Source organism: Candidatus Palauibacter polyketidifaciens (assembly GCF_947581785.1).
Lineage (GTDB): Bacteria > Gemmatimonadota > Gemmatimonadetes > Palauibacterales > Palauibacteraceae > Palauibacter > Palauibacter polyketidifaciens.
The window spans coordinates 1-21,761 of sequence record NZ_CANPVO010000032.1 but is presented as its reverse complement, the minus strand read 5'-3'; the positions used below and the strand labels follow the sequence as shown (position 1 = coordinate 21,761).

Sequence of the window (21,761 nt, the reverse complement as noted above, 5' to 3'; positions counted from 1 at the left end):
TCCGGGCTGCAGCCGGGCGCCTTCGACAAGTTCACGACCTTCTCGTCGCTGGGCACCGAGGTGGGGCCCGGCGTCCAGCCGTCGAATCTCGGCAACGAACAGTTGAAGCCCGAGGTGTCCACGGAGCTGGAGTTCGGGATCGACATGGGTCTCTTCAACGACCGGTGGTCGGTCGAGGCGACCTGGTGGGACCGCACGGTCACCGACGCCATGGTGGCGCGCCAGTTCCCGGTCACGGGCGGATTCACGCAGACCCAGCTCGACAACATCGGCGAAGTGCTCGCCTCCGGAATCGAGTTCGGGATCCGCGGCAACCTGATCCAGGCGCGGGACATCTCGCTCAACGTCTTCGCGAACACGGCCTTCATCTCCGAGGAGATCTCGGACATGGGGGGAGCGCCTCCGCTCAAAACCGGCGGCAGCTACCCGCGCTACCGCAACTACCTGGTCGAGGGCTTCACGCCGGGCGCCTTCTTCGGTGCCCAGGTCGCCGATGTGGCGATCCCGCTGAACATCCTCGATCCGGTCGACGGCCAGTGCGTCGTGCCGACGCGCGATCAGGCGCTCGCGTACTTCAGTCAGCCGCGCAACCCCAACAGCTTCAAGCCGCTCGCGGTCGGCAACGAGGACTTCGGGGTGCCCAACGGCGGGCTGGCGTCGCACAACTGCGGAGTCGGACTGCTCGAAACGCACCTCGGCAACCCGACCCCGGACTACGCGGGTTCCTTCGGCTTCGACCTGGCGTTCCTGGGCAACTTCCAGCTGACGACGCTCATGGAGTACAAGTTCGGCCACCAGGTGCAGGACCTCTCGGGCATGTTCCGGCGCGCCAACAACTTCATCGGGCGCAACACGCCGCGCTCGTCCGAACTCTACGCCACGATGCTGAACCCGGGCTCCTCGGCGGACGAGCGGCTTGATGCGGCGGTCGCCTGGGCCCACGAGGTCGAGGGTCTCTCGCCGATGAGCGGCATGAACGGGGTCTACGACGCCGACTCGATCCACTGGCGCGAGCTGTCGCTCAGCTACCGGGTACCGGCGGGGGTCATCGAGCGCTGGGGCTTCTCCGCCGCGACCGTGAACATGGGCGTGCGCAACCTGATGCTTTTCATGCTCGGCGATTACCCGGGCATGGACCCGGAGGGCAACGTCCTCGGGCGCTGCAACGGCGGCCTCAACTGCAACTTCCTGAATTCGACGGAAGGGTGGGGCATTCCGGTCCCGCGGCGCTTCACGATGTCCGTCCGGCTCACTCTCTAGATCATCCAAGCGAGGGAAACCATGAAGAATCGATATCTCAAGGCCTGTTTGGCCACGCCTCTTCTGGCCGTTTTCGCGCTCGGATGCGGCGACCTGCTGGACGTCAACAACCCCAACGACCTCGTCGAAGAGGATGTCCGCCAGGAGGCGGCCGCGTCGGCCGTCGTGAACGGAACGCTCACGCTCGTGGCGTCTTCCGTTTCACAATCCTGGCAGCCGTACCTGGTCGCGTCTGACGAGATGCGCTGGATCGGCTCCAGGGATGCCTGGCTCTCGCTCGACCTCGGATTCGTGGATGATCCGCTGAACGAGTTCATCGATGGCCCGTTCCCGGCCATGGGACAGGCTCGGTGGATGAGCGATGAAGCCATCGAAATCCTCCAGGAGCATCACGGCAACAACCCGTCCAACTCGATCAAGACCGACCTGGCTCGTGCGTACATGTACTCCGGCATCATCTACATGGTGATCGGAGAGATCCAGGAGGACTTCGCGTTCTCCGACAAGACGGAGAGCGGACCTCCGATCGGACCAGGCAACATGTCCTCGGTGCTGGACGGTGCGATCGACAGGTTCTCCTCGGCCATGTCCGGCTTCAGCGAGGTGGGAGACATGGACATGGCGATGCGGGCCAGGGCCCTTCGCGCCCGCGCAAGGCAGTCCCGCGCGATATGGGATGCGATCAACCCGTCGCCATCCGGAAGCGGGCTGGTGTCCTCGGCCGATGCGGGTGCGGACGCCGCCGCGGTGCTCGCGAGCGTCCCGGCCGATTGGACGCACAACCTTACGTTCTCGGCCGCCAGCCGCTCCAACTCGATGGCGGCTTGGGTCAACGACCGCAAGGAGAACCAGATCGACCTCACGATCGCCACGGTGGATGACCAGAACGACATCAACGGGATCGCGCTCAAGGATCCCATCGATGGCGTTGACGACCCTGCGGTCATCAAGTGGCTGAACCAGTGGAAGGGCGGCAGCTATCTCGACAAGGGCGGGGAATATCCGCCCCTGACGCTGACGTCCGCCCGGATGATGCACCTGATTCTGGCCGAGAACGCGCTGGCTGGTGGGGATTCCAATGGCTTCGCGATGCACATCAATCACATTCGCGGGCTGGACGGCCTCACGCCGTACTCCGGCCAGATCTCCGAGATGGAGATGCTCCAGCACTCGCGCCGCGGGAACGTGATGCTGCAGGGCCTGCGCCTGGCGGACATGTACCGGTGGGGAATCACGGATCCCAAGTGGCAGGGTGCCTCGGCCGCGCTGTCGCAGCCGGGTACGATGCTCCCGATCTCGATCATCGAGCTGCGGGCGAACTGCCACCTGAACGGCCTGGGTTGCGGAGGTTGAGATCGCGGGGGAGGCGGCCATCCCCGGCCGCCTCTCCCCTCCTGGGACTGCCGTTCCTGCTGGCGGCCGTCGTCATCGGCGGCTGCTCGGCGATTCTCGATGACCCGACGCCCGAGAACATCCATTTCGCGATGCGGGGCGAGGCGGGCACGCGGGTCCGGGCGATCTACTCCACGCAGTTCGTGGCCGGCCGCAACGAGTTCGGCGTGACGCGGGTGCAGGTGGTCCGGGCCGATACGGTCGTTCACGAGATCCCCTTCCAGCGAGCGATGGATATCTCCATCGACCGGCGGTGGTTCGTCCAGGCGGAGTCGCTGGACGGGGATACGCTCTCGGTTCACGTCATCGTGAACGTGGACGACCGGGGTCTCGTGGATGAATCCGGCGGGATTTTTCCCGACGAACCCTGGCACTTCGTCTACTCCTTCAACCAGCTTCTGACGCGAGACCTCGATGTCGCATTCTGACTCTCCGCCGGCTGGTCGCGCGCGGCGGCTGCGGCTCGTCGCCCTTCTCTGTGTCCTGCTGACGGTTCCGGGCTGCTATTCCTACCGGCTCGCCGAAGAGCCGCCTGTGGGCGCCGTGGCGCGAATGCGCGTGCCGCTCCAGTCCGCAGTCGTCAATCCCAACGCGCCTCCCGGGACGGTCGCGATCGAGGGGAAGATCATCAGCGTGGGAGATTCGATCCGGTTCGAAGCGAGCACGCGGCACACGGTCGGCTTGTTCCGCGATGTCGTGCAGTACGACACCCTGAGCGTGGCCCGGGACGGTTTCGTGAGTATCGAGGTGCGCGAGTTCTCGACGACGAAGAGCATTCTGCTCGGCGCCGGCATCGTGGCGGGCACCGCGGCCCTCGCGGCCGCCGCGGCGGGGGTCGGCGGAGGCGACGCCGGCGGAGAGCCGGGCACGGATGCCCCGCAGGCGTCCGCCGCGGTGGGCGTTTCCGTACCCGTGACCTCGATCGGACAATGGTTCGGCCGCGCCCTCCCCTCGCTCCTCGGGATGAAGCCCTGACGGCCCCCCTCCGACAGTAAGGGCCCACCGGCCGGCTGCCAATTTGGCGTAACTCCGGTGGGGGCTCCGAGCAAACTCCGCCGGGACGGTCAGTCTCCGCGATCCTCGTCTGCACCGATGGCAGCGACCGCCGGGGGACGGAAATCCGGGTTCGGGCACGGCGGTTGCAGCAGTCCTCCAGTGCCGCGGTCCGGCACGGGCTGCCAGCCAGGCCGCCGCGGCGGATCACGAAGACTGTTTCACAGACACGGAGGAGTATCGCCATGCTACCGACCATCATTCACCGCGCGCCGAGCCGTCGCCGGGGGGACTTCGACTTCGACCGGCTGTTCAACGGACTGCTGGATCTCGATCGCTCGAGCCGTTCCGTGGCTGCCGCGGATTTGTACGAGACCGAGGAGGGCTACGGCCTCGAGCTGGAGCTGCCGGGATTCAGGGAGGCCGAGATCGACGTGACCGTGGATCGCGGCGTACTCACGATCTCGGGGGCGCGTTCGGAGGAGGAAGAGGAGAAGGGCCGCACGTACCACGTGCGCGAGCGGCGAAACGAGCGGTTCACGCGCAGCTTCTCGCTCCCGGCCTCCATCCGGGGCGAGGATGTCGAGGCCCACCTCGACGCCGGCGTTCTCACGGTGGAGTTGCCGAAGTCACCGGAGGCGAAGCCGCACCGCATCGCGGTAGGCGCCACGAAGTAGTCTCGGCGCAGCGTCTTCCGGCGCGCGGGTGCCACTCAAGCGAAGAGGGCCGGGAGCGTACCCGGCCCTCTTCATTTTGGGGCCCGTCTTCAGGACCCCGTCCGCCAATAACGCCCGCCGGATCAGTCGGGGTCGAGGATGTCGTCGATCCTGGCCAGGGCGTCGCGCAGGTGCAGGTCCGTCGTGCGGTCGAGCCGGCGCCGGAGGGTGCGTTCGATCGCGTCCTGGAGCCCGTGGAGTTCACCCCGTACGAAGGCCCGGATGTCCGACTGGGACACGTCCACCGACGTAAAGAAGTCGGAGAGCCCGCCGAAGAAGAAGAAGGGGAGCGAGAGTTCCTGCGTCATCAGGTACTCAAGCCGCTCCAGGTGCCCGCGTTGGAGGTTCCGCCGGTAGACCCCGATCGGGGCGCCGGTGTCCAGCTCTCCCCAGATCGAGGCGCGCAGGTCTTCGAACATCTCGCCCAGGCTGTAGTGATCGTCCCCGTTACGCGCCTCCGCCTCGATCAGCCGCTGCATGCGGCCGGGGTCGAGGATCAGGTTGACGACCCGAACCTGGATGCCCCGCAAGCGGTCCACGGTGGACGGGTTCTCGATCTTCGAAAGGATGTCCTCGTCGACCATCCACGTGGGCGGGTCGAAGGCCTGTCGCGCGAAGAAGTCCATGGCCCGCCGCTGCGTGGCTTCGTCCACGAACTCGTACACCGGGCCCTCCTGCCCGATGCGCTTCCGCGTGCGCGTGACCCCGCCGACCACGGTCGCGACGTGGCCCATGTAGCGGCTCCACTGGCCGATGAGGTTGTTGTAGAGTTCCGCCAGCTCCTCGTAGTTCTCGCCCTCGCGGCCGTCGCTGCTCCACTCGATCAGGTTGGGCAGGATCCGCTTCAGGTTTTCGATGCCGAGGTCGCTCGCCTCCATCGCGTCGGAGCCGATCGCCTCCGTCTGGGACGTCGGATCGATCGGGGTACCGTCGCCGAAATGGTAGACCGGATCGTCCTCCACCTCGCGAATCCAGGCGTCGAGCGTGGCGCGCTCCCCGTCCGTGTCCTCGTCCAGGATCGGCCGGTAGCCCCAGTTGACCGAAAAGAGGTCGTACGGACCGACCCGCGGATCCGTGCACGCGCCCTCATCCTCGGGCTGCGCGACGTAGTTGAAGCGCGCATAGTCCATGATCGACGGGGCAACCCCGTTGCGGCACACGAATCCCGGCGCCCGCAGCGAGTCCACCGAAAAGCCGGAACTCGACTTCATATTGTGCGGGAGCCCGATCGTGTGGCCGACCTCGTGCGCGGCGACGAAGCGAATCAGTTCGCCCATGACCTCGTCTTCGAAGAGGGCGCGGCGTGCCGCCGGATTCACGGCCCCGGTCTGAATCAGATACCAGTTCCGTAGCAGGTTGGCGACGTTGTGATACCACTGGATGTCGCTCTCGAGGATCTCGCCCGTGCGCGGGTCGTGGACGTGCGGCCCGGAGGCGTTCTGAACCTGTGACGGGAGCCAGCGGATCACGGAGTAGCGCACGTCCTCCGGGCTGAACTCCGGGTCTTCCTCGAAGGAGGGGGGCATGCGCCCCTGGATCGCGTTGCGGAACCCCGCCGCCTCGAACGCCTCCTGCCAGTCCTCGATGCCCTGAATCAGGTAGGGCCGCCACTTCTCCGGCGTCGCCGGGTCGAGGTAGTAGATGATGGGTTTGACCGGGTCGACGAGTTCGCCGCGCCGGAAAGCCGCGGTGTCGCTCGGCTCCAGCCGCCAGCGCGTGATGTAGGTGCGCGTGACGACCTTCTGATCGCTGAGGCCGTAGTCCACCTGGTTCACGTTGAAGTACCCGACGCGCTCGTCGTGCAGCCGCGGCTGCATCGGTTCGTCCGGGAGCAGGACCATCGACTGGTTCATCTCCATCGAGATCGAGTTCGTGCTCGCGTTCGACGGAGGCGTCTGCGCGTTGTAGGTGAGGACGTGCCGCACCTCGACGTTGCGGGGGAAGCTCTTGATCCAGTCGACGTAGGTGCGGTTCGAATCCAGCGAGCGCACCCGGTACGCTTCGCGGCGGGACTGGCTCAGCCCGAACATGGGGATGTCGGATTCGAAGAGCGGCGTCGCGTCGATGACGACGCTCGTCGAGTCGTCGTTCAGCGCCTCGATGTCGAAGGCCCGCAGAATCGGCTCGAAGTTCGCGCCCCGCACGGCCCGCGCCACTGGAAGGGCCTCGTCCGCCACATTCGTGTGTCTCACGACGCGGAGGAAGATCTGGTCCTCGTCGGGCCCGTTCTTCTCCCAGCGAATGACCTGTGTGTTCGCCTTCTGGCCGCCGTAGCCCATCCCCTCGGGAACTGACGCCACCCGGCTCACGAGCAGGATCTCGCGCCCCAGAATCTCCTCCGGAATCTCGAACAGCCATTTGTCGTCCACCCGATGGACGTGGACCATCCCGGAGTCCGTGACCGCTTCCTCCGTGACGACTTCGGAATAGGGCTCCGGCCCGTCGTCGTCGTCCCCCCCACCCCCGCGGGCGCCGGGTCCACCTCCGCTCGAGGCGGACGGGCCGGGCGCCGGCCGGGCGAAGGGCCGGATGCAGCCCGTGACCACGACGAGGAGCGAGAGCGTCAGGATGAGGGCGAGAGGGCGTGTGCTGCGCGCGATCTGGAGCATGCTGTTGGCTTTCCGATTCGGAGATGGCGTGGGCGGGTCGCGACGGCCGTCGACCCGGGCGCCCAACGTAAGCGGGGGTGGAATGGCGGGCCAACGCCGACGGTCCAACCGCATTGACGGATCCGCCTTGTAACGCTTAGCGTTCCAGCGGTTATGCCTTGTCTCGTCGACGATCTCCGCAGTGAAAGGCACGCGTGCGGAGGGCGCGACGTCCCATTTGAAGGAGGTACTCGAATGCGCATCCGCACCCTGGCTCCCTTTGCCCTGGCTCTGAGCATCGCCTGCGGCGGGGCGGAGATGGAAGAGGCCGCGACGGAGGAGATGACGGAGGCGATGGATGACGCCGCCGCCATGCCCGACGCCGATGCGGCGATGGCGACGATCACGGACTACTGGCAGACCCACTACAACATGGGTCACGGCAGCATGGTCGCGAGCAAGTTCGTCGAGGACGGAGTCCTCTGGGGCAGTTCCGGGGCCATGCTCTACGGAAGGGAAGCGATCGGCGAGGGCCTCCAGTCGCGGATGGACGCGGGGAGTTCGGAGGTCGCGATCCACCCCGGCGCAGCGATGGCGTTCGGTGGCCAGATCGTCGCGCGCGGGCACTACGTGCTGACCGGCGGGGACGCACGCAACTCCGGCTACTACATGGCCGTGGCCGAGGACATGGAGGGGGAGTGGGCGCTGAAGGGCATGGTGGCCAATCTCGACACGCCCGATCAGACCCTGTCGGCCGGCGCGATGATGGACATGCCGGAGGGGATGGGCGGTGACCTCGTCCAGGCGAGCAGCGACTACTTCGTCACGCACTACAACATGGGTCACGCCTCCATGGTCGCGAACACGTTCACCGAGGACGCGGTCGCCATGCTGCCCGGCGAAGGGGCGCGCGAGGGCCGCGCGGCCGTCGAGGAGGGGCTGCAGGCGCTGTTCGACGCGGGCGTCATGTTCAGCGGCATGACGACCTGGTCCGCGCACGACCTCGACGAGGGGCACGCGGTGGGCATCGGCACCTACGGCACCGAGGACGGGAGCGCGGGGCACTACGCCGCGCTCTATTCGCGCGGCGACGACGGGAGTCTGATGCTGCACTGGTTCCTGATGGGCGCCCACTAGCCGCCTTTTCCTGCCGGTCGGGTCGTCTCGGTGGGCGACCCGACCGACATCCCCACCGTCCGGCCCCCTCCGCGGAGGAGGCTCCGCAGGACGGTTAGGGGGTCACCGCCCAGTCGGGGAGGACGCCCGGTTCGATCCCGAACAGCAGCGGCCCGACGGCGCGGAAGATCAGCGTGATCACGACGGCGCCGATGAGGTTGAGGAAGAGTCCCGCCCGCGCCATCTCCGCGATCCTCACCCGGTTGCTGCCAAACACCACGGCGTTGGGCGGCGTCGCCACCGGCATCATGAAGGCGCAAGAGGCGGAGAGCGTCGCCGGGACCATCAGCAGGAGCGGGTGAACGCCGGTCGCGACGGCGACCGCCGCGAAGATCGGGAGCACCATCTCCGTGGTCGCCGTGTTCGAGGTGAGTTCGGTGAGGAACGTCATCGCGAGGCAGATGACGAGGATCAGCACGAGCGGCGGCACCGTCGACAGCCCGCTGAACCCCTCTCCCACGAACCGCGCCAGCCCCGTGGCCTGGAAGCCGTGCGCGAGGGCGAAGCCTCCCCCGAACAGCAGCACGATGTTCCACGGAAGCCGTCGCACCACGTCCGGTCCCATGACCGTGGCGGACCTTGCGCCCGGTGACCTCGTCGGGACGAGAAAGAGGATGCAGGCCATCGTGATCGCGACGGTCCCGTCGTCGATGAGGTGACCGTAGCGCAGGAGCGAGGACCAGCCCGGGATCGTGAACCGGCCGATCTCGATCGGCGCGCGGAATACCCACAGCAGGGCCGTCGCGGCGAAGATCACGAGGATCGCCCGCTCCTCGAAGGCGACGGAGCCGAGCTTCCGCATCTCGGACTCCACGATGTCGCGGTCGACGGTCACCTCCTCCGGCACGCGGAAGAAGACCCGGGTGATGAGCAGCCACGCGAAGACCAGCATGAGCGCCGCGATCGGCAGCGCCATGACGAACCACACCCCGAAGGCGATGTGCGGGGCGTCCGGGAAGGTGATCGCGAAGATTCGCTGGAGGGAGAGGTTCGGCGGCGTGCCGACCAGCGTCGCGATCCCGCCGGCCGAGCAGGCGTAGGCGATCCCCAGCATGATCGACACGGAGAAGGCGCGCGTGCGACCCTGCCCGAACTGCTCTTCCATGCGCAGGATGACGGCGAGGCCGACCGGGACCATCATGATCGCGGTGGCCGTGTTCGAGATCCACATGGAGAGGAAGGCTGCCGCGAGCATGAAGCCGAGCACGATGCGGGCGGGACCGCCGCCCACCGCCCGGATGACCCAGAGGGCGATCCGCCGGTGTACGTCCCACTTCTCCATCGTGAGCGCGATCATGAAACCGCCGAGGAAGAGAACGATCGTGCTGTTGAAGTAGTGGGGTGCCGTCTCCGCGGTCCGCTCGATCCCGAGAATCGGGAACAGGAGAAGCGGGAGCAGGGCGGTTGCGAAGAGGGGAATCGCGTCGGTGATCCACCAGGTGGCCATGAGGACCGCCACCGCGGCCATGCGGGTGACCTCCGGCCGTCCCGGCTCGAGGTCGAGCAGGAGCATCAGGAGGAAGAGGAGCGGTCCGAGCCACAGTCCGATGCGCTGGCCGCGCGAGCGCGTCCCCGATCTGCCCTCCGAACGGTTGTGTGCCATGGCTCCTCGCCGGCTCCGGGCCCCGGATTTTGGCCCCGCCGTGTCCGGGCCGGGGCGGCGCGCAGCCCGAGATGGCGCGCCGCGGCGGAGGAACGTACCATCCGGCGCGAGATGCCGCGTAGTTTCCTCTCACGGGCCGCTGGGCTAGCTTTGCGTCCCTTTGCCATGTCGCAGCGACGGTGCCCGGTTCGGCCGGGGTCGCTCGGGCCCCGCCGCGGGCCGCGATCACGAAACCCACGAAGAACGGTGACAATCTAGATGTTCGGTTCGGTACGATGGCGATTGATCTGGATCGCCGTTCTGGTAGCCATTTGTGGTTTCGCCCTGGTGCCCGAGACGATCGTGGACGAGGTCACGGGCGAGTCCGAGCAGGTCTGGCCGCTCAAGCTCGGATTGGACCTCCAGGGCGGGATGCACCTCGCAGTCGAGATCTACGACCCCGAGGGCACCTTGAGCGGGCAGGATCTCGACGACGCGGTCGAACGCACGCTCACGACGATTCGGAACCGGATCGACGAGTTCGGCGTCCGCGAGCCGACGATCCAGCGCTCGGGCAACCGCATCATCATCGAGCTCGCCGGGGTCGACGACCCGGAGCAGGCGAAGCGGATCGCCACGGAGACCGCGTTCATGGAGTTCAAGATCGTCACGGACGGTCAGGAATTCATGGACGCGCTCGAGCGGATCGACCGCGCGATCGTGAACGAGGTGGGGATCGAGAACCTGCAGGTCACGACGCTCGAGACCGAGCCGGAAGTGGACCTCAGCGACATCCTCGGCGGCGCCGATTCCGCCGCGGCGGAGGATCCGGCCGACGAAGCCGAAACAGAGGATCCGGCCGCCGACTCCATCGCGGCCGAGGAGGGCGACGCGGAGACCGCGGACGCGGCGGAAGCGGCGGACGAAGCCACGGCTCGGCCGCTCTCGGCCCTCCTCGGACAGGGACGGATCCTCGGCGAGTATCTCGTCCCGCAGGAAGATCAGCCGACGGCGGCGGCGTGGCTCGAACTCGAGGGCGTCCGGGACGCGCTCCCCCGGGGCGTCACGCTCCACTGGGGAGTGGAGCAGGTCGGGGCGGGCGCCGGATCCTACGTGCCGCTCTATGTATTGGAGGCGGAGCCCCTGATCACGGGCGACATGCTTCAGGACGCGGGGCCCGCGAACCGCGACCCGACGTTCAACCAGCCGATCGTCCCCTTCGAGACGACCCGGCGCGGTTCGCGGGTCTTCGAGCGCGGTACGGCGCGCAACATCGGCGAAAACATGGCCATCGTCCTCGACGACCGAGTCCAGAGCTACGCGGTCATCCGCAGCGTCCTGAGCCGGCGCGCCCAGATTGAGCTCACGCCGGGAGCGTCCTTCCAGGAGGCGCAGGAGCTCGCGCTCGTCCTCCGGGCCGGCGCGCTGCCGATGCCGATCGAGGTCGTCGAGGAGCGCAACGTGAGCGCCTCGCTCGGCGAAGACTCCATCCGGCAGGGCCGCACCGCCTTCATCATCGGGATCGTCGGCGTGATCATCGTCATGATGATCTACTACCGGGCGGCGGGAATACTCGCCGTCGGGGCGCTGCTCACGTACGTCATTTTCATGCTGGGCGGCCTGGCCGGCCTCGACGCGACGCTCACCCTGCCGGGAATCGCGGGTCTCATCCTCTCGATCGGGATGGCGGTGGACGCGAACGTCCTCATCTTCGAACGGGTGCGAGAGGAACTCGCCGCCGGGAAGACGCCGCGCACCGCGGTGGACGCGGGGTTCGGCAACGCGCTGTCGGCGATCGTGGACGCGAACCTCACGACGCTCATCACCGGGATCATCCTCTTCCAGTTCGGGACCGGCGCGGTGCGAGGTTTCGCGGTGACGCTTTGCATCGGGATCCTCGCGTCGTTCTTCTCCGCGATCTACGTGACGCGGACGCTCTTCATCATGTACCTGAACCGACGCGGCTCCCGGGAGTCCGTGAGCATATAGGAACGAAGTCATCATGAGGGTCTTCCAGAACGCGAACTACAAGTTCCTTTCCATGCGCCGGCCGGCGTACTTCGCGTCGGCCGCGATCATCACGATCGGCCTCCTGTCGATCGTCTTCCGCGGCGGGCTGCGGACGGGGGTCGAGTTTACGGGCGGCGTGCTGCTCGAGGTCCAGTTCTCGGAGACGACCGACGTGGGTCAGATCCGCGACGCGCTGACGGCCGGAGGCACGACGGGGGTCCAGATTCAGCAGCTGCGGACGGTCGGAGCGGAGACCTTCGATTTTCTGCTGCGCGTGCCTGTCGGCGAGGAAGAAGACCAGAACGCGATCCGGGACCAGATCAGGACGAGCCTGGAGACGCAGTACTCCGCCGCGAGCTTCGAGATCGCGCGCGGCGATACGCTGAGCGCCAAGGTCGGCGACGAGTTCCAGCGCACCGCCGTCATCGCCGTGCTCCTGTCATTCCTCCTGACGCTGATCTACCTCGCCTTCCGCTTCGAGTGGCGGTTCGGCGTGGCCGCCGTCATCGCGACGGTGCACGACATGCTCATCACCTTCGGGTTCATCTCGCTGTTCGACATCGAGATCAACCTCGCCACTGTCGCCGCGATCCTCACGATCATCGGGTATTCGCTGAACGACACGATCGTCGTCTTCGACCGCGTGCGGGAGAATCTCAGGAAGAAGCGGAAGGAAGCGTACGACGTGACGCTGAACCGCAGCCTGAACGAGACGCTGCCCCGAACGGTCCTCACCAGCGGGACGACGCTGATCGCGCTGCTTTCGCTGGTCGTCATCGGGGGCGCCGTGATTCGGCCCTTCGCCGGCGTGCTCATCATCGGGGTTCTCGTCGGGACGTATTCCTCGATCTTCGTGGCGTCCCCCGTTCTCGTCGAGATTCACGAGCGGGCGCGCAAGCGCGCCGCGCTCGCCGCCCGCGCCTGACGAGGGGTGGCCGGAGCCGGGACGACGCTTTTCGACTCGCACCTTCATCTGACCGCGGCCCGCTTCGCCCCCGACCTCGGCGAGGTGGTGGACCGGGCGCGGGCGCGGGGCGTGAGCCGCATGGTCACGATCGCCTCGGATCCCGAGGACGCGGAGGAAGCCCTGGCGCTGGCCGCGCGGACGCCCGGTCTGTGGGCGACGGCCGGACTCCACCCCCACGCGGCGGACCGGACCTCGGCTTCCCTCATGCGCGAGATCGAGCGCATCGCCGAAGCTCCCGAGGTCGTCGCGATCGGGGAGACGGGCCTGGATTTCCACTACGACAGTGCGGCCCGGCCGGCGCAGCTGGGGAACTTCGAGGCGCACCTCCGGATGGCGGCCCGGCTCGGTCTGCCGATCGTCGTACACTCCCGCTCGGCGGAGGCCGAGACGGCGGAGCGGGTGAGGGAATACGGCGACGGCGCCACGGGAGTGCTGCACTGCTTTACGGGAGGCGAAGCACTCCTCCGGGCCGCCCTGGATGCGGACTGGTACGTCTCCTTCTCGGGCCTCATCACGTTCGTCCCCGAGCTGGCCGAGTGGGCGCGCGCGGTGCCGGACGACCGGCTCCTCATCGAGACAGACGCCCCCTACCTCGCGCCCGCCCCCCGCCGCGGCCGCCGAAACGAACCCGCCTACCTCACGCACACGTGCGAGCGACTGGCGGCGGTGCGCGGCGTGTCCTTCGAGGAAGCTGCGGCGCTCACGGCGGGGAACGCCTGCCGCTTCTACGGCCTGCGGGGCGCGGCATGAACCGGCCGGGGACGGGTGGCGTGCAGATCCTGCCCGACCATGTCGCGAACCAGATCGCGGCGGGCGAGGTCGTGGAGCGTCCCGCCTCCGTCGTGAAGGAACTCGCCGAGAACGCGGTCGATGCGGGTGCGAGACGCGTCGAGGTCGCGATCCGCAACGGAGGGAAGACCGAGATCCGGGTCTCGGACGACGGGAGCGGGATGAATCGCGAGGACGCCGTACTCGCGCTGGATCGGCACGCGACGAGCAAGATCCGGAGCGTGGACGATCTGCGGAGCGTCCGCTCGTTCGGCTTCCGCGGCGAGGCGCTGCCCTCCATCGCGGCCGTGAGCCGATTGGAACTGCACACGGCCCTCAGCCCGGAAGAGGGGGTGCGGGCGCGGGTCGACTTCGGGCGCATCCGCAGCGTGGATGACATGCCGCGCCGGTGCGGCACGACGGTGACGGTCCGGGCGCTGTTCCATGACCTTCCGGCGCGCGCGAAGTTCCTCAGGACTTCGGCCGCCGAGACGCGGGCCGCGGGCGAAGCGCTCGTGCTCCTCGCGCTTGCGAACCCCGCCGTCGGCTTTCGGTTCGAGTCGAATCGCCGCGCCTCCATGGATCTCGCCCCGGCGCGGGACTGGCTCGGACGGATCGGCCAGCTCTGGGGAGACCTCGCCCCCACGCTCATTCCCGTGGAGGGGGAGGGCGGCCCCGTGCGGGTCCGGGGCTTCATCCAGCGGCCCGACGCCGCGCGTGCGAGGGGAGGGCGCCGCTACACCTTCGTGAACGGCCGTCCCTTCCGCGATCCCGCTCTCCTGCGGCTCGTGGATGAGGCGTTCCGGACGACGGTCGTCGAAGGCCTTCGCCCGAGCCTCTTCCTGCAGATCGAGACGCCGCCCGCCTCGGTGGATGTAAACGTCCATCCGGCGAAGGCGGAGGTGCGTTTCCGCGACCGCGAGAACGTGGAGACGGCCGTCCGGGGTGCGGTGCGCGCCGCGCTGGCGCGGCTCGATTCGACGGCGCCGGTGGGGGTCCCCGCCACCGAGCCCGATCCGGCGCCGGGCCATCGAACGCCCTCCCCCGGCCGTGGCGCGAAATCCCGCGGCGAGCCGCCCGCGGAGATGCCTCAGTTCGCCCTCTTCGTCTCCGGGCGGGACGACGCGGCCGGGACGGCCGAACCGGGGGCCGAAACCGGCGCGGGCGGGCAGAAGGCCGCGGCGGAGGCCCCGTTCGTCGGTCCGGAGCTGTGGCAGCTCCACGACCGCTACATCCTGGCCGCGACCCGCGAGGGGCTCCTCATCGTCGACCAGCACTCGGCACACGAACGCGTGCTCTACGAGGAGATCATGGCGCGGTTCGAAGCGGGAGGAGGCACCTCCCAGGCGCTCCTCTTTCCGGTCACCCTGCAGTTCTCGCCTCCGGAGGCCGAGGCGCTCGAGGATCTCGCCGGCCTGCTGGCCCGGCAGGGGTTCGAGCTGGAGCCGTTCGGCGAACGGACCTGGATTCTGACGGCGGCCCCGCAGCCCCACGCCCGGTTCGACGCCGAGCGCTGCCTGCGCGAGATGGTGCGGGAATTGGCGGACGGCTCCCCGCTTGTGAACGCCGCGCGCAACCAGCACGAGCGTGTCGCGATGAGCATGGCGTGCAAGGGAGCGATCAAGGCGGGCGAGCCCATCTCGCCGGAAGAGGCGAGGGAGCTCTTCGACCGGCTGTTCGCGACCCCGCTGCCCGGACACGATGTCCACGGCCGCCCGACGATCGTGCGCCTGAGCGTCGAGGAGCTCGACCGGCGGTTCGGCCGCGGGTAGCCGCCGCGCCCGTGGGGACTTCACCCGTGCCGGCCATCGCGGGGCCTACCGCCTCGGGCAAGACGTCCGTCGCCATCGAGCTCGCGCGCCTGCTGGATGGCGAGATCATCTCCATGGACAGCCGCCAGGCTTACCGCGGCTTCGCGATCGGGACCGCGGCGCCCTCCGCCGACGAACTCGCCGCTGCGCCGCACCACGGCGTCGGTTTTCTCGACCCGCACGAGCGCTACGGCGCGGGCCGCTTCGCGCGCCTGGCCACTCGCTGGCTCTCCGGGATCCGGTCCCGGGGGCGGGTCCCCATCCTCGCCGGCGGGACGGGGCTGTTCCTGCGTGCGCTGACGCACCCGATGTTCGAGGAGCCTCCGCTCGATCCGGGGCGCCGCGTGGCGCTGCACGGCTGGCTGGATGGGCTCGAACGGGAGGAACTCGTACGCTGCGCAACCCGCCTCGATCCGGCGTTGGCGGCGCGGCACCGCCCCCTCGACCGGCAGCGGGCGGCGCGCACGGTGGAACTGGCGCTCCTGACGGGGAAGCCGCTCACGCGCTGGATGACGCGCGCCCCGACCGAACGCCCACCGCTGCGAACCGCGACCTGGGTGCTGGAGTGGCCCGCGCCGCTCCTGCGCGAACGGATCGCGCACCGTGCCGAGGCCCTGGTGCGGGGTGGCGCGTGGCTGGAGGAGGTCCGAGGTCTCCTGGCCTGCGGACTCGACGGATCGCGCGCCTTCGACGCGCTGGGCTACGCGGACGTCGCGGCGCTGGTTCGGGGCGAGGCCGACGTCGACGAGACGATCGAGCGCGTGTCGAGGGCCACCTGGCGCTACGCGCGCCGGCAGCGGACATGGTTCCGGCACCAGCTCCCCGAGAACGCCGTCGTCCTGCAGCTGCTGGACGAGTCGACGACACCGGGGCAACTTGCGCGCCGCATCGCAAGCGACTGGCGCGAAGCAGTATGAACGTGAAGCAGGATGAACGTGAATCAGGATGAACGTGAATCAGGATGAAGACGGGACGATGAAGATCGGGATCACGTGCTATCCGACGTACGGGGGCTCCGGAGCGATCGCCACCGAGCTGGGGCTCGGCCTCGCCCGCCGGGGGCACGAGGTACACTTCATCTCCTATGCGCAGCCCTTCCGTCTCACCCACTTCATCGATGGCGTCTACTTCCACGAAGTCGAGGTCAACCGCTACCCGCTGTTCGAGTATCCCCCCTACTCGCTCGCGCTCGCCGTCACGATGCACGAAGTGGCGCGACGCGAGGAACTCGACCTGCTCCATGTGCATTACGCGATCCCGCACGCCACGGCCGGATGGATCGCGCGCGACATGCTCCGGGACGGAGGCCGCGACGTGAAGCTCGTCACGACACTGCACGGCACGGACATCACGCTCGTGGGCCAGGACCCGTCGTACTGGTCGATCACCCGCTTCTCGATCGAGAAGTCCGACCGGCTCACCGCCGTCTCCGACTGGCTCCGCGAGCGGACGCACCGCGACTTCGACTGCAGCCGCTGCGCGATCGAGGTCATCCCGAACTTCGTCGATCCGAAGATCTACGACCGAGAGCGCTACCGGGGCCGCCACCAGCTCGCGCGGGCCGGAGAGAAGGTCGTGATGCACATCTCGAACTTTCGGGCGGTCAAGCGGATCCCGGATCTCATGGAGATGTTCGCACGGATCCACGACGCCTTGCCGGCTCGCCTCATCCTCGTGGGAGACGGTCCGGAACGGCAGCGCGCCGCGGAGATCGCCGCGGAGCTGGACATGGCCGAGCGCGTCGTCTTTCTCGGCAAGATCGACTCCGTCGCCGAACTCCTCGCCAGCGCTGATCTCTTCCTGCTCCCGAGCGAGCAGGAGTCCTTCGGTCTGGTGGCGCTGGAAGCGCAGGCCTCCGGGGTCCCCGTCGTGGGGTCCTCCGGAACGGGCATCGACGAAGTCGTGGCGCACGGCGCGACGGGCTACCTGCACCCCGTGGGGTCGGTCGCAGCCATGTCGGCGTCGGCGATCTCGCTGCTGAGCGACGAGGCGCGCTGGGGCGCGTTCTCTCGCGCATCGCGTGAGCGCGCTCTCGAACGCTTCACGATCGACCGTATCCTCCCGCTCTACGAGTCACTTTACGAGAGAGTCCTCGCGGAGGGGGACGAGTCCGGGGTCCGAACGGCGTGAATCCGTTCGAAGCCCTTGTCCTCGGCGTCGTACAGGGCCTCACCGAGTTCCTGCCCGTGTCGAGTTCCGGGCATCTCGTTCTCGGGCAGGCGCTCTTCGGGATCGAACTCCCCGGCGTCGTGTTCGAGGTCACCGTGCATGTCGCAACGCTTTGCGCCGTGTGCTGGGTCTATCGCGGACGCCTCGCGGAACTGGTTCGGGGGGTGTGCTCGGGGGACCGCCGGAGTATCGGGGATGTCGGACTCCTCGCCGCAGCCACGCTCCCCGCCGCTGCCGTCGGGCTCGGCCTGCGGAGCACGCTGGAGCCCACATTCGAGCGGCCCGTGCTCGCGGCGGCGATGCTGCTGGTCACCGGCGCCTTCGTCTGGTCGATCCGGCGCCTGTCCCGCCGGAGCACGCGTGCGCGGCCGACGACCGGCGGGTCGCTGGCGATCGGCCTCGCACAGGCGGTCGCGATCCTGCCCGGCATCTCGCGTTCCGGGAGCACCGTGGCCGCGGCGACCGCCGCCGGGGTCGAACCTCGCCACGCGGCCGAGTTCTCCTTTCTCCTCTCCATCCCGGCGATCGGAGGGGCGGCCGTGCTGCAGGCGCCGAATCTCGGGGAGGCCGGACTTGCGGTCGGGATGCTGCCCCTCGGGCTCGCCTTCGCGGCTTCGGCCCTGTCAGGGGTCCTTGCCATTCGTATCTTCCTGCGGATGCTCGAGCGGCGTTTATTCCACCGGTTCGCCTGGTACTGCTGGCTCGTCGGCGGGGGATACCTGGCCGCGGCCGCGATCTGGCCGGCGCTTCGTGGATGACCATTGAATGACTGACGTCGGAGCGACGATGCTCGCAGACGAGGCAAAGGGCTGGGCCGGGGAGTCCGTCGCCGCGCTGCGCGGGCGCTGGAACCGGGAGTCGGTCTTCGCCTTCGACCGCGTTTCTTCGACGAACGACCTCGCCCGCGAACTTGCGGAAGCCGGGGCGTCGTCCGGCACGATCGTGCTCTGCGACGAGCAGACGGCGGGGCGGGGAAGGGCGGGCCGCGGCTGGACATCTCCGGCAGGAGCCGGCCTCTATCTGAGCATGGTGTTTCGCCCGCGTGCGGTCACGATCCCGCCGCTCCTGACGGTCGTGGCGGGCGTCGATCTCGCGCGCGAACTCAACCGGCGCTTCCCCGGCCTCGCGTCGGCCGTGAAGTGGCCCAACGACCTCATGGCGCGCGAGCGGAAGCTCGGCGGCATCCTGGCGGAGACGACCCGCGACGGCGGCAAGGACGTGTTCCTCATCGTAGGCGTCGGCATCAACGTCGATGCCGGCCGGCTGCCGGACGACGTGGAGGGAGCGGTGGCCCTCGCCGACTGCGTGGGTCCGGTGCCTCTCGTCGACGTCGCGGATGCGGTGGTGGCGGGACTCGAGCGCCGGCTTCCGCGCGTCCCGACCTCACTCGATGCGGCCTCGCTCGATGAACTCGATCGCCTCGACTGGCTGAAGAACCGCTGGGTCGAGCACCGGCTCTCGGACCGCGCACCCGCCATCGGCCTGGCGGCGGGCATCGCCCCGGACGGCGCCCTCCTGCTGCGGCCACGCGGGGGCGCCCTGCGGCGCGTCGTCGCGGGCTCCATCGCTCTCGGCGGAAGCTGATCTCATGCTCCTCACGGTAGACATCGGGAATACCGAATCCGTCCTCGGGTGGTTCGAGGATCTCACCCCCGTGCACAGCTGGCGGATCGCGACGGACCGCCGCCGAACGGCGGACGAGATCGGACTCCAGCTCCGGGGACTCCTCGGGGCCTGCGACCTGCCGGCTCCGCAGCGGATCGTCGTCGCTTCCGTCGTCCCCGCGCTGCACCGCGTCTGGCTCGCGGTCGGCGGCGTCCTCGATGCCCCGCTGCGCTTCCTCAACGGCGGCTCTCCCATCCCCGTCCGGCTCGACGTCGACCATCCCCTCGAGGTCGGCGCCGACCGCATCGCGAACACGCTCGCCGCGGCGGAACTCTACCGCCGCGACACGATCGTCGTGGACCTCGGGACGGCGACGACCTTCGACTGCATTACGGCCGATGGCGTCTTCGTGGGCGGCGTCATCGCGCCCGGGCCCACGGCCGGCACGGACCAGCTCGCGCGCGCGACGGCGCAACTCCCGCAGATCCACGTGGAGAAACCGGCCCGGGTCATCGGCCGCAACACGCAGGACTGTCTGTTGAGCGGTGGGTTCTACTCGGTGGTGGAGGGGATCGACGGCATCGTGGAGCGGATCGGCGAGGAGTGGGAACGCGAGCCGCTCGTCGTCGCCACCGGGGGACTCGCGCGGGTCGTGGGGCCGCACTGCCGCACTGTGGACCGCATCGAGCCGGCGCTGACGATCACCGGCCTGGCGATCGCGGACCGCTATCTGTTCGGACCGCCCGCCGGCTCCGACGGCTGACGTTCGCCGCCGGCTTCAGGACCTGCGGAGGAAAGCGGCGCCGCCGCAGCACTTCTCCTTCATCTTGTTCGCGAACTCCGGATTGATCATCCGCACGACCAGGTAGAAAATCGCGACGAAGATCGCGACCTTCACGGCCATCCACACGAGGGGCAGGACGAGGGAGAAGAGGATCCCCGTCACCCACAGACCCACCGCGCCCGCGGCCACCAGCACTACGGCTGCACGAAACATGTCGACCTCCCTTTCTGGCCCACTCGTACGATAGGCGTACGGGGCAGGTTTCATAACCCCCGGGCCCGTCCCCGGCCGGCCCGCCGACCGATTCGGCGGCCGCGCCCCTCGTCCGTCCGAAGCCACTTGATCAGGACGCTCCACGCTCATATCTTCTGCTCGCCTTAGCACTCGCTGCCCCAGAGTGCTAACAGCCGCGGGATCCCTCGCGGCTTTCATCGGAAGGATCACCCAACACCGAAGGTCCAAGGAGGGACAGGCAAGATGGCAACCGCCTCGAACACGAAACTGAACATCTCCCCAATGGCCGACCGCATCGTCGTCGCGCCGCTCGAAGAGACCGAGGAGATGCGCGGTGGTCTGTACATTCCGGACACCGCGAAGGAGAAGCCGCAGCAGGGCACCGTCGTCGCCGTGGGCCCCGGCCGCATGAACGACGACGGCGACCGCATCCCGATGGAAGTCAACACCGGAGACCGGGTGCTCTACGGCAAGTACGCCGGGACCGAGGTTTCGCTGGATGGCGACGACTACCTGATCGTGAAGGAAAGCGACGTTCTGGCCGTCCTCTAACCGCTGAAGCGGAAGACGGCGGGTCAAACCCGTTGACTGGTGCGCCCGAATAACCGGGCGAAGGAGACGAAATGGCGAAGGATCTTGAATTCGATACCGCGGCACGGCAGCGCCTGAAGGCGGGCGTGGACAAGCTCGCGCGCGCGGTCAAGGTCACGCTCGGCCCCAAGGGGAGGAACGTGGTCCTTGAGAAGAAGTTCGGCAGCCCGACGATCACGAAGGACGGCGTGACGGTCGCGAAGGAAGTCGAACTGGATGACCCGGTCGAGGATCTCGGCGCGAAGATGGTGAAGGAAGTCGCGACGAAGACGTCCGACGCGGCGGGCGACGGCACGACGACGGCGACGGTGCTCGCGCAGTCGATCTTCACCGAGGGGCTCAAGAGCGTGACGGCGGGTGCGAACCCGATGGCGCTCAAGCGCGGCATCGACAAGTCTGTCGAGGCGATCGTCGCGAACCTGCATTCGATCTCCGTCGAGACCTCCGGGAAGACGGAAATCGCCCAGGTCGCCGCCATTTCGGCGAACAGCGACCAGGAGATCGGCGAACTGATCGCCGACGCGATGGAGAAGGTCGGGAAGGACGGCGTCATAACGGTCGAGGAGGCCCGCGGCCTCGAGACCGAGCTGGAGACCGTGGACGGGATGCAGTTCGACCGCGGCTACCTCTCGCCGTACTTCGTCACGGATCCGGACAAGATGGAGGTCGTCCTCGACGAGCCGATCATCCTGATCCACGACAAGAAGATCTCGGCCATGAAGGACCTGCTGCCGGTCCTCGAGAAGGTTGCCCAGATGGGCAAGCCTCTCCTGATCGTGGCGGAGGACGTGGAGGGCGAGGCGCTCGCCACGCTCGTCGTCAACAAGCTGCGCGGCACGCTCAAGGTCGCGTCCGTCAAGGCTCCGGGCTTCGGCGATCGCCGCAAGCAGATGCTGCAGGACATCGCGATCCTCACCGGCGGCCAGGTGATCTCCGAGGAGCTCGGCTTCAAGCTCGAGAACACCGTGGTCGGCGATCTCGGCCAGGCGAAGCGGATCGTCATCGACAAGGACAACACGACGGTCGTCGATGGCGCCGGTGACACGGACCGCATCCAGGGCCGCATCAGCGAGATCAAGGTCGCGATCGACAAGTCCACGTCCGACTACGACCGC

At 68.3% G+C, this 21,761-nt stretch carries 20 protein-coding genes; 17 read left to right on the top strand and 3 right to left on the bottom strand.

Features of this window, described 5'->3' with window-relative positions:
* From RN729_RS08620 to RN729_RS08600, 5 genes are all read left to right on the top strand, one after another.
* The coding region (locus RN729_RS08620; protein ID WP_310783712.1) for a TonB-dependent receptor at positions 1–1,260 on the top strand (1,260 nt) is incomplete at its 5' end.
* Between the two features lie 21 nt (positions 1,261–1,281).
* Entirely contained in the window at positions 1,282–2,613 is a 1,332-nt protein-coding gene (locus RN729_RS08615; RefSeq protein ID WP_310783710.1) for a hypothetical protein, read from the top strand.
* Positions 2,610–3,080: a hypothetical protein gene (locus RN729_RS08610; protein WP_310783708.1), complete on the top strand. Its 471-nt coding sequence runs from the start codon at positions 2,610–2,612 to the stop codon at positions 3,078–3,080. The genes RN729_RS08615 and RN729_RS08610 overlap by 4 nt, the downstream gene beginning before the upstream one ends.
* Positions 3,067–3,627 carry a hypothetical protein gene (locus RN729_RS08605; RefSeq protein WP_310783706.1) on the top strand — a complete coding sequence of 187 codons (561 nt, stop codon included), beginning with the start codon at positions 3,067–3,069 and terminating at the stop codon, positions 3,625–3,627. Before RN729_RS08610 ends, RN729_RS08605 begins: the two co-directional genes overlap by 14 nt.
* 263 nt (positions 3,628–3,890) lie before the next feature.
* Positions 3,891–4,322, top strand: coding sequence for an Hsp20/alpha crystallin family protein (locus RN729_RS08600; RefSeq protein ID WP_310783704.1), 432 nt, complete (start codon positions 3,891–3,893; stop codon positions 4,320–4,322).
* A gap of 122 nt (positions 4,323–4,444) precedes the next feature.
* Here RN729_RS08600 and RN729_RS08595 read toward each other — a convergent pair whose 3' ends face one another.
* A complete protein-coding gene (locus RN729_RS08595; RefSeq protein WP_310783702.1) occupies positions 4,445–6,970 on the bottom strand; it encodes a zinc-dependent metalloprotease in 2,526 nt (841 codons plus the stop codon).
* Positions 6,971–7,204: 234 nt separating this feature from the next.
* Here RN729_RS08595 and RN729_RS08590 point away from each other — a divergent pair, with 234 nt between their 5' ends.
* Positions 7,205–8,086 (top strand): hypothetical protein, encoded by an 882-nt coding sequence (locus RN729_RS08590; RefSeq protein WP_310783700.1) that lies wholly within the window; start codon positions 7,205–7,207, stop codon positions 8,084–8,086.
* Positions 8,087–8,180: 94 nt separating this feature from the next.
* Here the strand turns inward: RN729_RS08590 and RN729_RS08585 are convergent, their stop codons facing one another.
* Complete coding sequence (locus RN729_RS08585; RefSeq protein ID WP_310783698.1) at positions 8,181–9,728, bottom strand: SLC13 family permease; 1,548 nt, start codon at positions 9,726–9,728, stop codon at positions 8,181–8,183.
* Positions 9,729–10,010: 282 nt separating this feature from the next.
* On the opposite strand from RN729_RS08585, the gene secD reads away from it, so the two are divergent.
* The 9 genes from secD to RN729_RS08540 are packed head-to-tail and all read left to right on the top strand — an operon-like array spanning position 10,011 to position 19,800.
* On the top strand, positions 10,011–11,696 hold the full coding sequence (gene secD / locus RN729_RS08580; protein ID WP_310783696.1) for a protein translocase subunit SecD: 1,686 nt from the start codon (positions 10,011–10,013) through the stop codon (positions 11,694–11,696).
* A gap of 13 nt (positions 11,697–11,709) precedes the next feature.
* Entirely contained in the window at positions 11,710–12,642 is a 933-nt protein-coding gene (gene secF, locus RN729_RS08575; protein ID WP_310783694.1) for a protein translocase subunit SecF, read from the top strand.
* A gap of 6 nt (positions 12,643–12,648) precedes the next feature.
* Positions 12,649–13,434 carry a TatD family hydrolase gene (locus tag RN729_RS08570; RefSeq protein WP_310783692.1) on the top strand — a complete coding sequence of 262 codons (786 nt, stop codon included), beginning with the start codon at positions 12,649–12,651 and terminating at the stop codon, positions 13,432–13,434.
* Entirely contained in the window at positions 13,431–15,224 is a 1,794-nt protein-coding gene (gene mutL / locus RN729_RS08565) for a DNA mismatch repair endonuclease MutL (protein ID WP_310783690.1), read from the top strand. Before RN729_RS08570 ends, mutL begins: the two co-directional genes overlap by 4 nt.
* A gap of 26 nt (positions 15,225–15,250) precedes the next feature.
* Positions 15,251–16,180 (top strand): tRNA (adenosine(37)-N6)-dimethylallyltransferase MiaA, encoded by a 930-nt coding sequence (gene miaA, locus RN729_RS08560; RefSeq protein WP_310783689.1) that lies wholly within the window; start codon positions 15,251–15,253, stop codon positions 16,178–16,180.
* Between the two features lie 28 nt (positions 16,181–16,208).
* Positions 16,209–17,393 (top strand): N-acetyl-alpha-D-glucosaminyl L-malate synthase BshA, encoded by a 1,185-nt coding sequence (gene bshA, locus RN729_RS08555; protein ID WP_310783687.1) that lies wholly within the window; start codon positions 16,209–16,211, stop codon positions 17,391–17,393.
* Positions 17,390–18,190, top strand: a complete 801-nt coding sequence (locus tag RN729_RS08550; protein WP_310783685.1) for an undecaprenyl-diphosphate phosphatase — start codon at positions 17,390–17,392, stop codon at positions 18,188–18,190. Before bshA ends, RN729_RS08550 begins: the two co-directional genes overlap by 4 nt.
* Before the next feature lie 7 nt (positions 18,191–18,197).
* On the top strand, positions 18,198–19,016 hold the full coding sequence (locus RN729_RS08545; RefSeq protein WP_310783683.1) for a biotin--[acetyl-CoA-carboxylase] ligase: 819 nt from the start codon (positions 18,198–18,200) through the stop codon (positions 19,014–19,016).
* 4 nt (positions 19,017–19,020) lie between these two features.
* A complete protein-coding gene (locus RN729_RS08540) occupies positions 19,021–19,800 on the top strand; it encodes a type III pantothenate kinase (protein WP_310783681.1) in 780 nt (259 codons plus the stop codon).
* A 15-nt stretch (positions 19,801–19,815) separates the two neighbouring features.
* Here RN729_RS08540 and RN729_RS08535 read toward each other — a convergent pair whose 3' ends face one another.
* The gene (locus RN729_RS08535; RefSeq protein ID WP_310783679.1) at positions 19,816–20,034 is read right to left on the bottom strand and encodes a hypothetical protein; all 219 of its coding nucleotides are present in this window, start codon (positions 20,032–20,034) and stop codon (positions 19,816–19,818) included.
* Between the two features lie 264 nt (positions 20,035–20,298).
* On the opposite strand from RN729_RS08535, the gene groES reads away from it, so the two are divergent.
* Together groES and groL are read left to right on the top strand one after the other, a co-directional pair.
* Positions 20,299–20,607, top strand: coding sequence for a co-chaperone GroES (groES, locus tag RN729_RS08530; RefSeq protein WP_310783677.1), 309 nt, complete (start codon positions 20,299–20,301; stop codon positions 20,605–20,607).
* 71 nt (positions 20,608–20,678) lie between these two features.
* Positions 20,679–21,761: chaperonin GroEL (groL, locus tag RN729_RS08525; RefSeq protein ID WP_310783675.1), on the top strand; the 1,083-nt coding region annotated here is incomplete at its 3' end.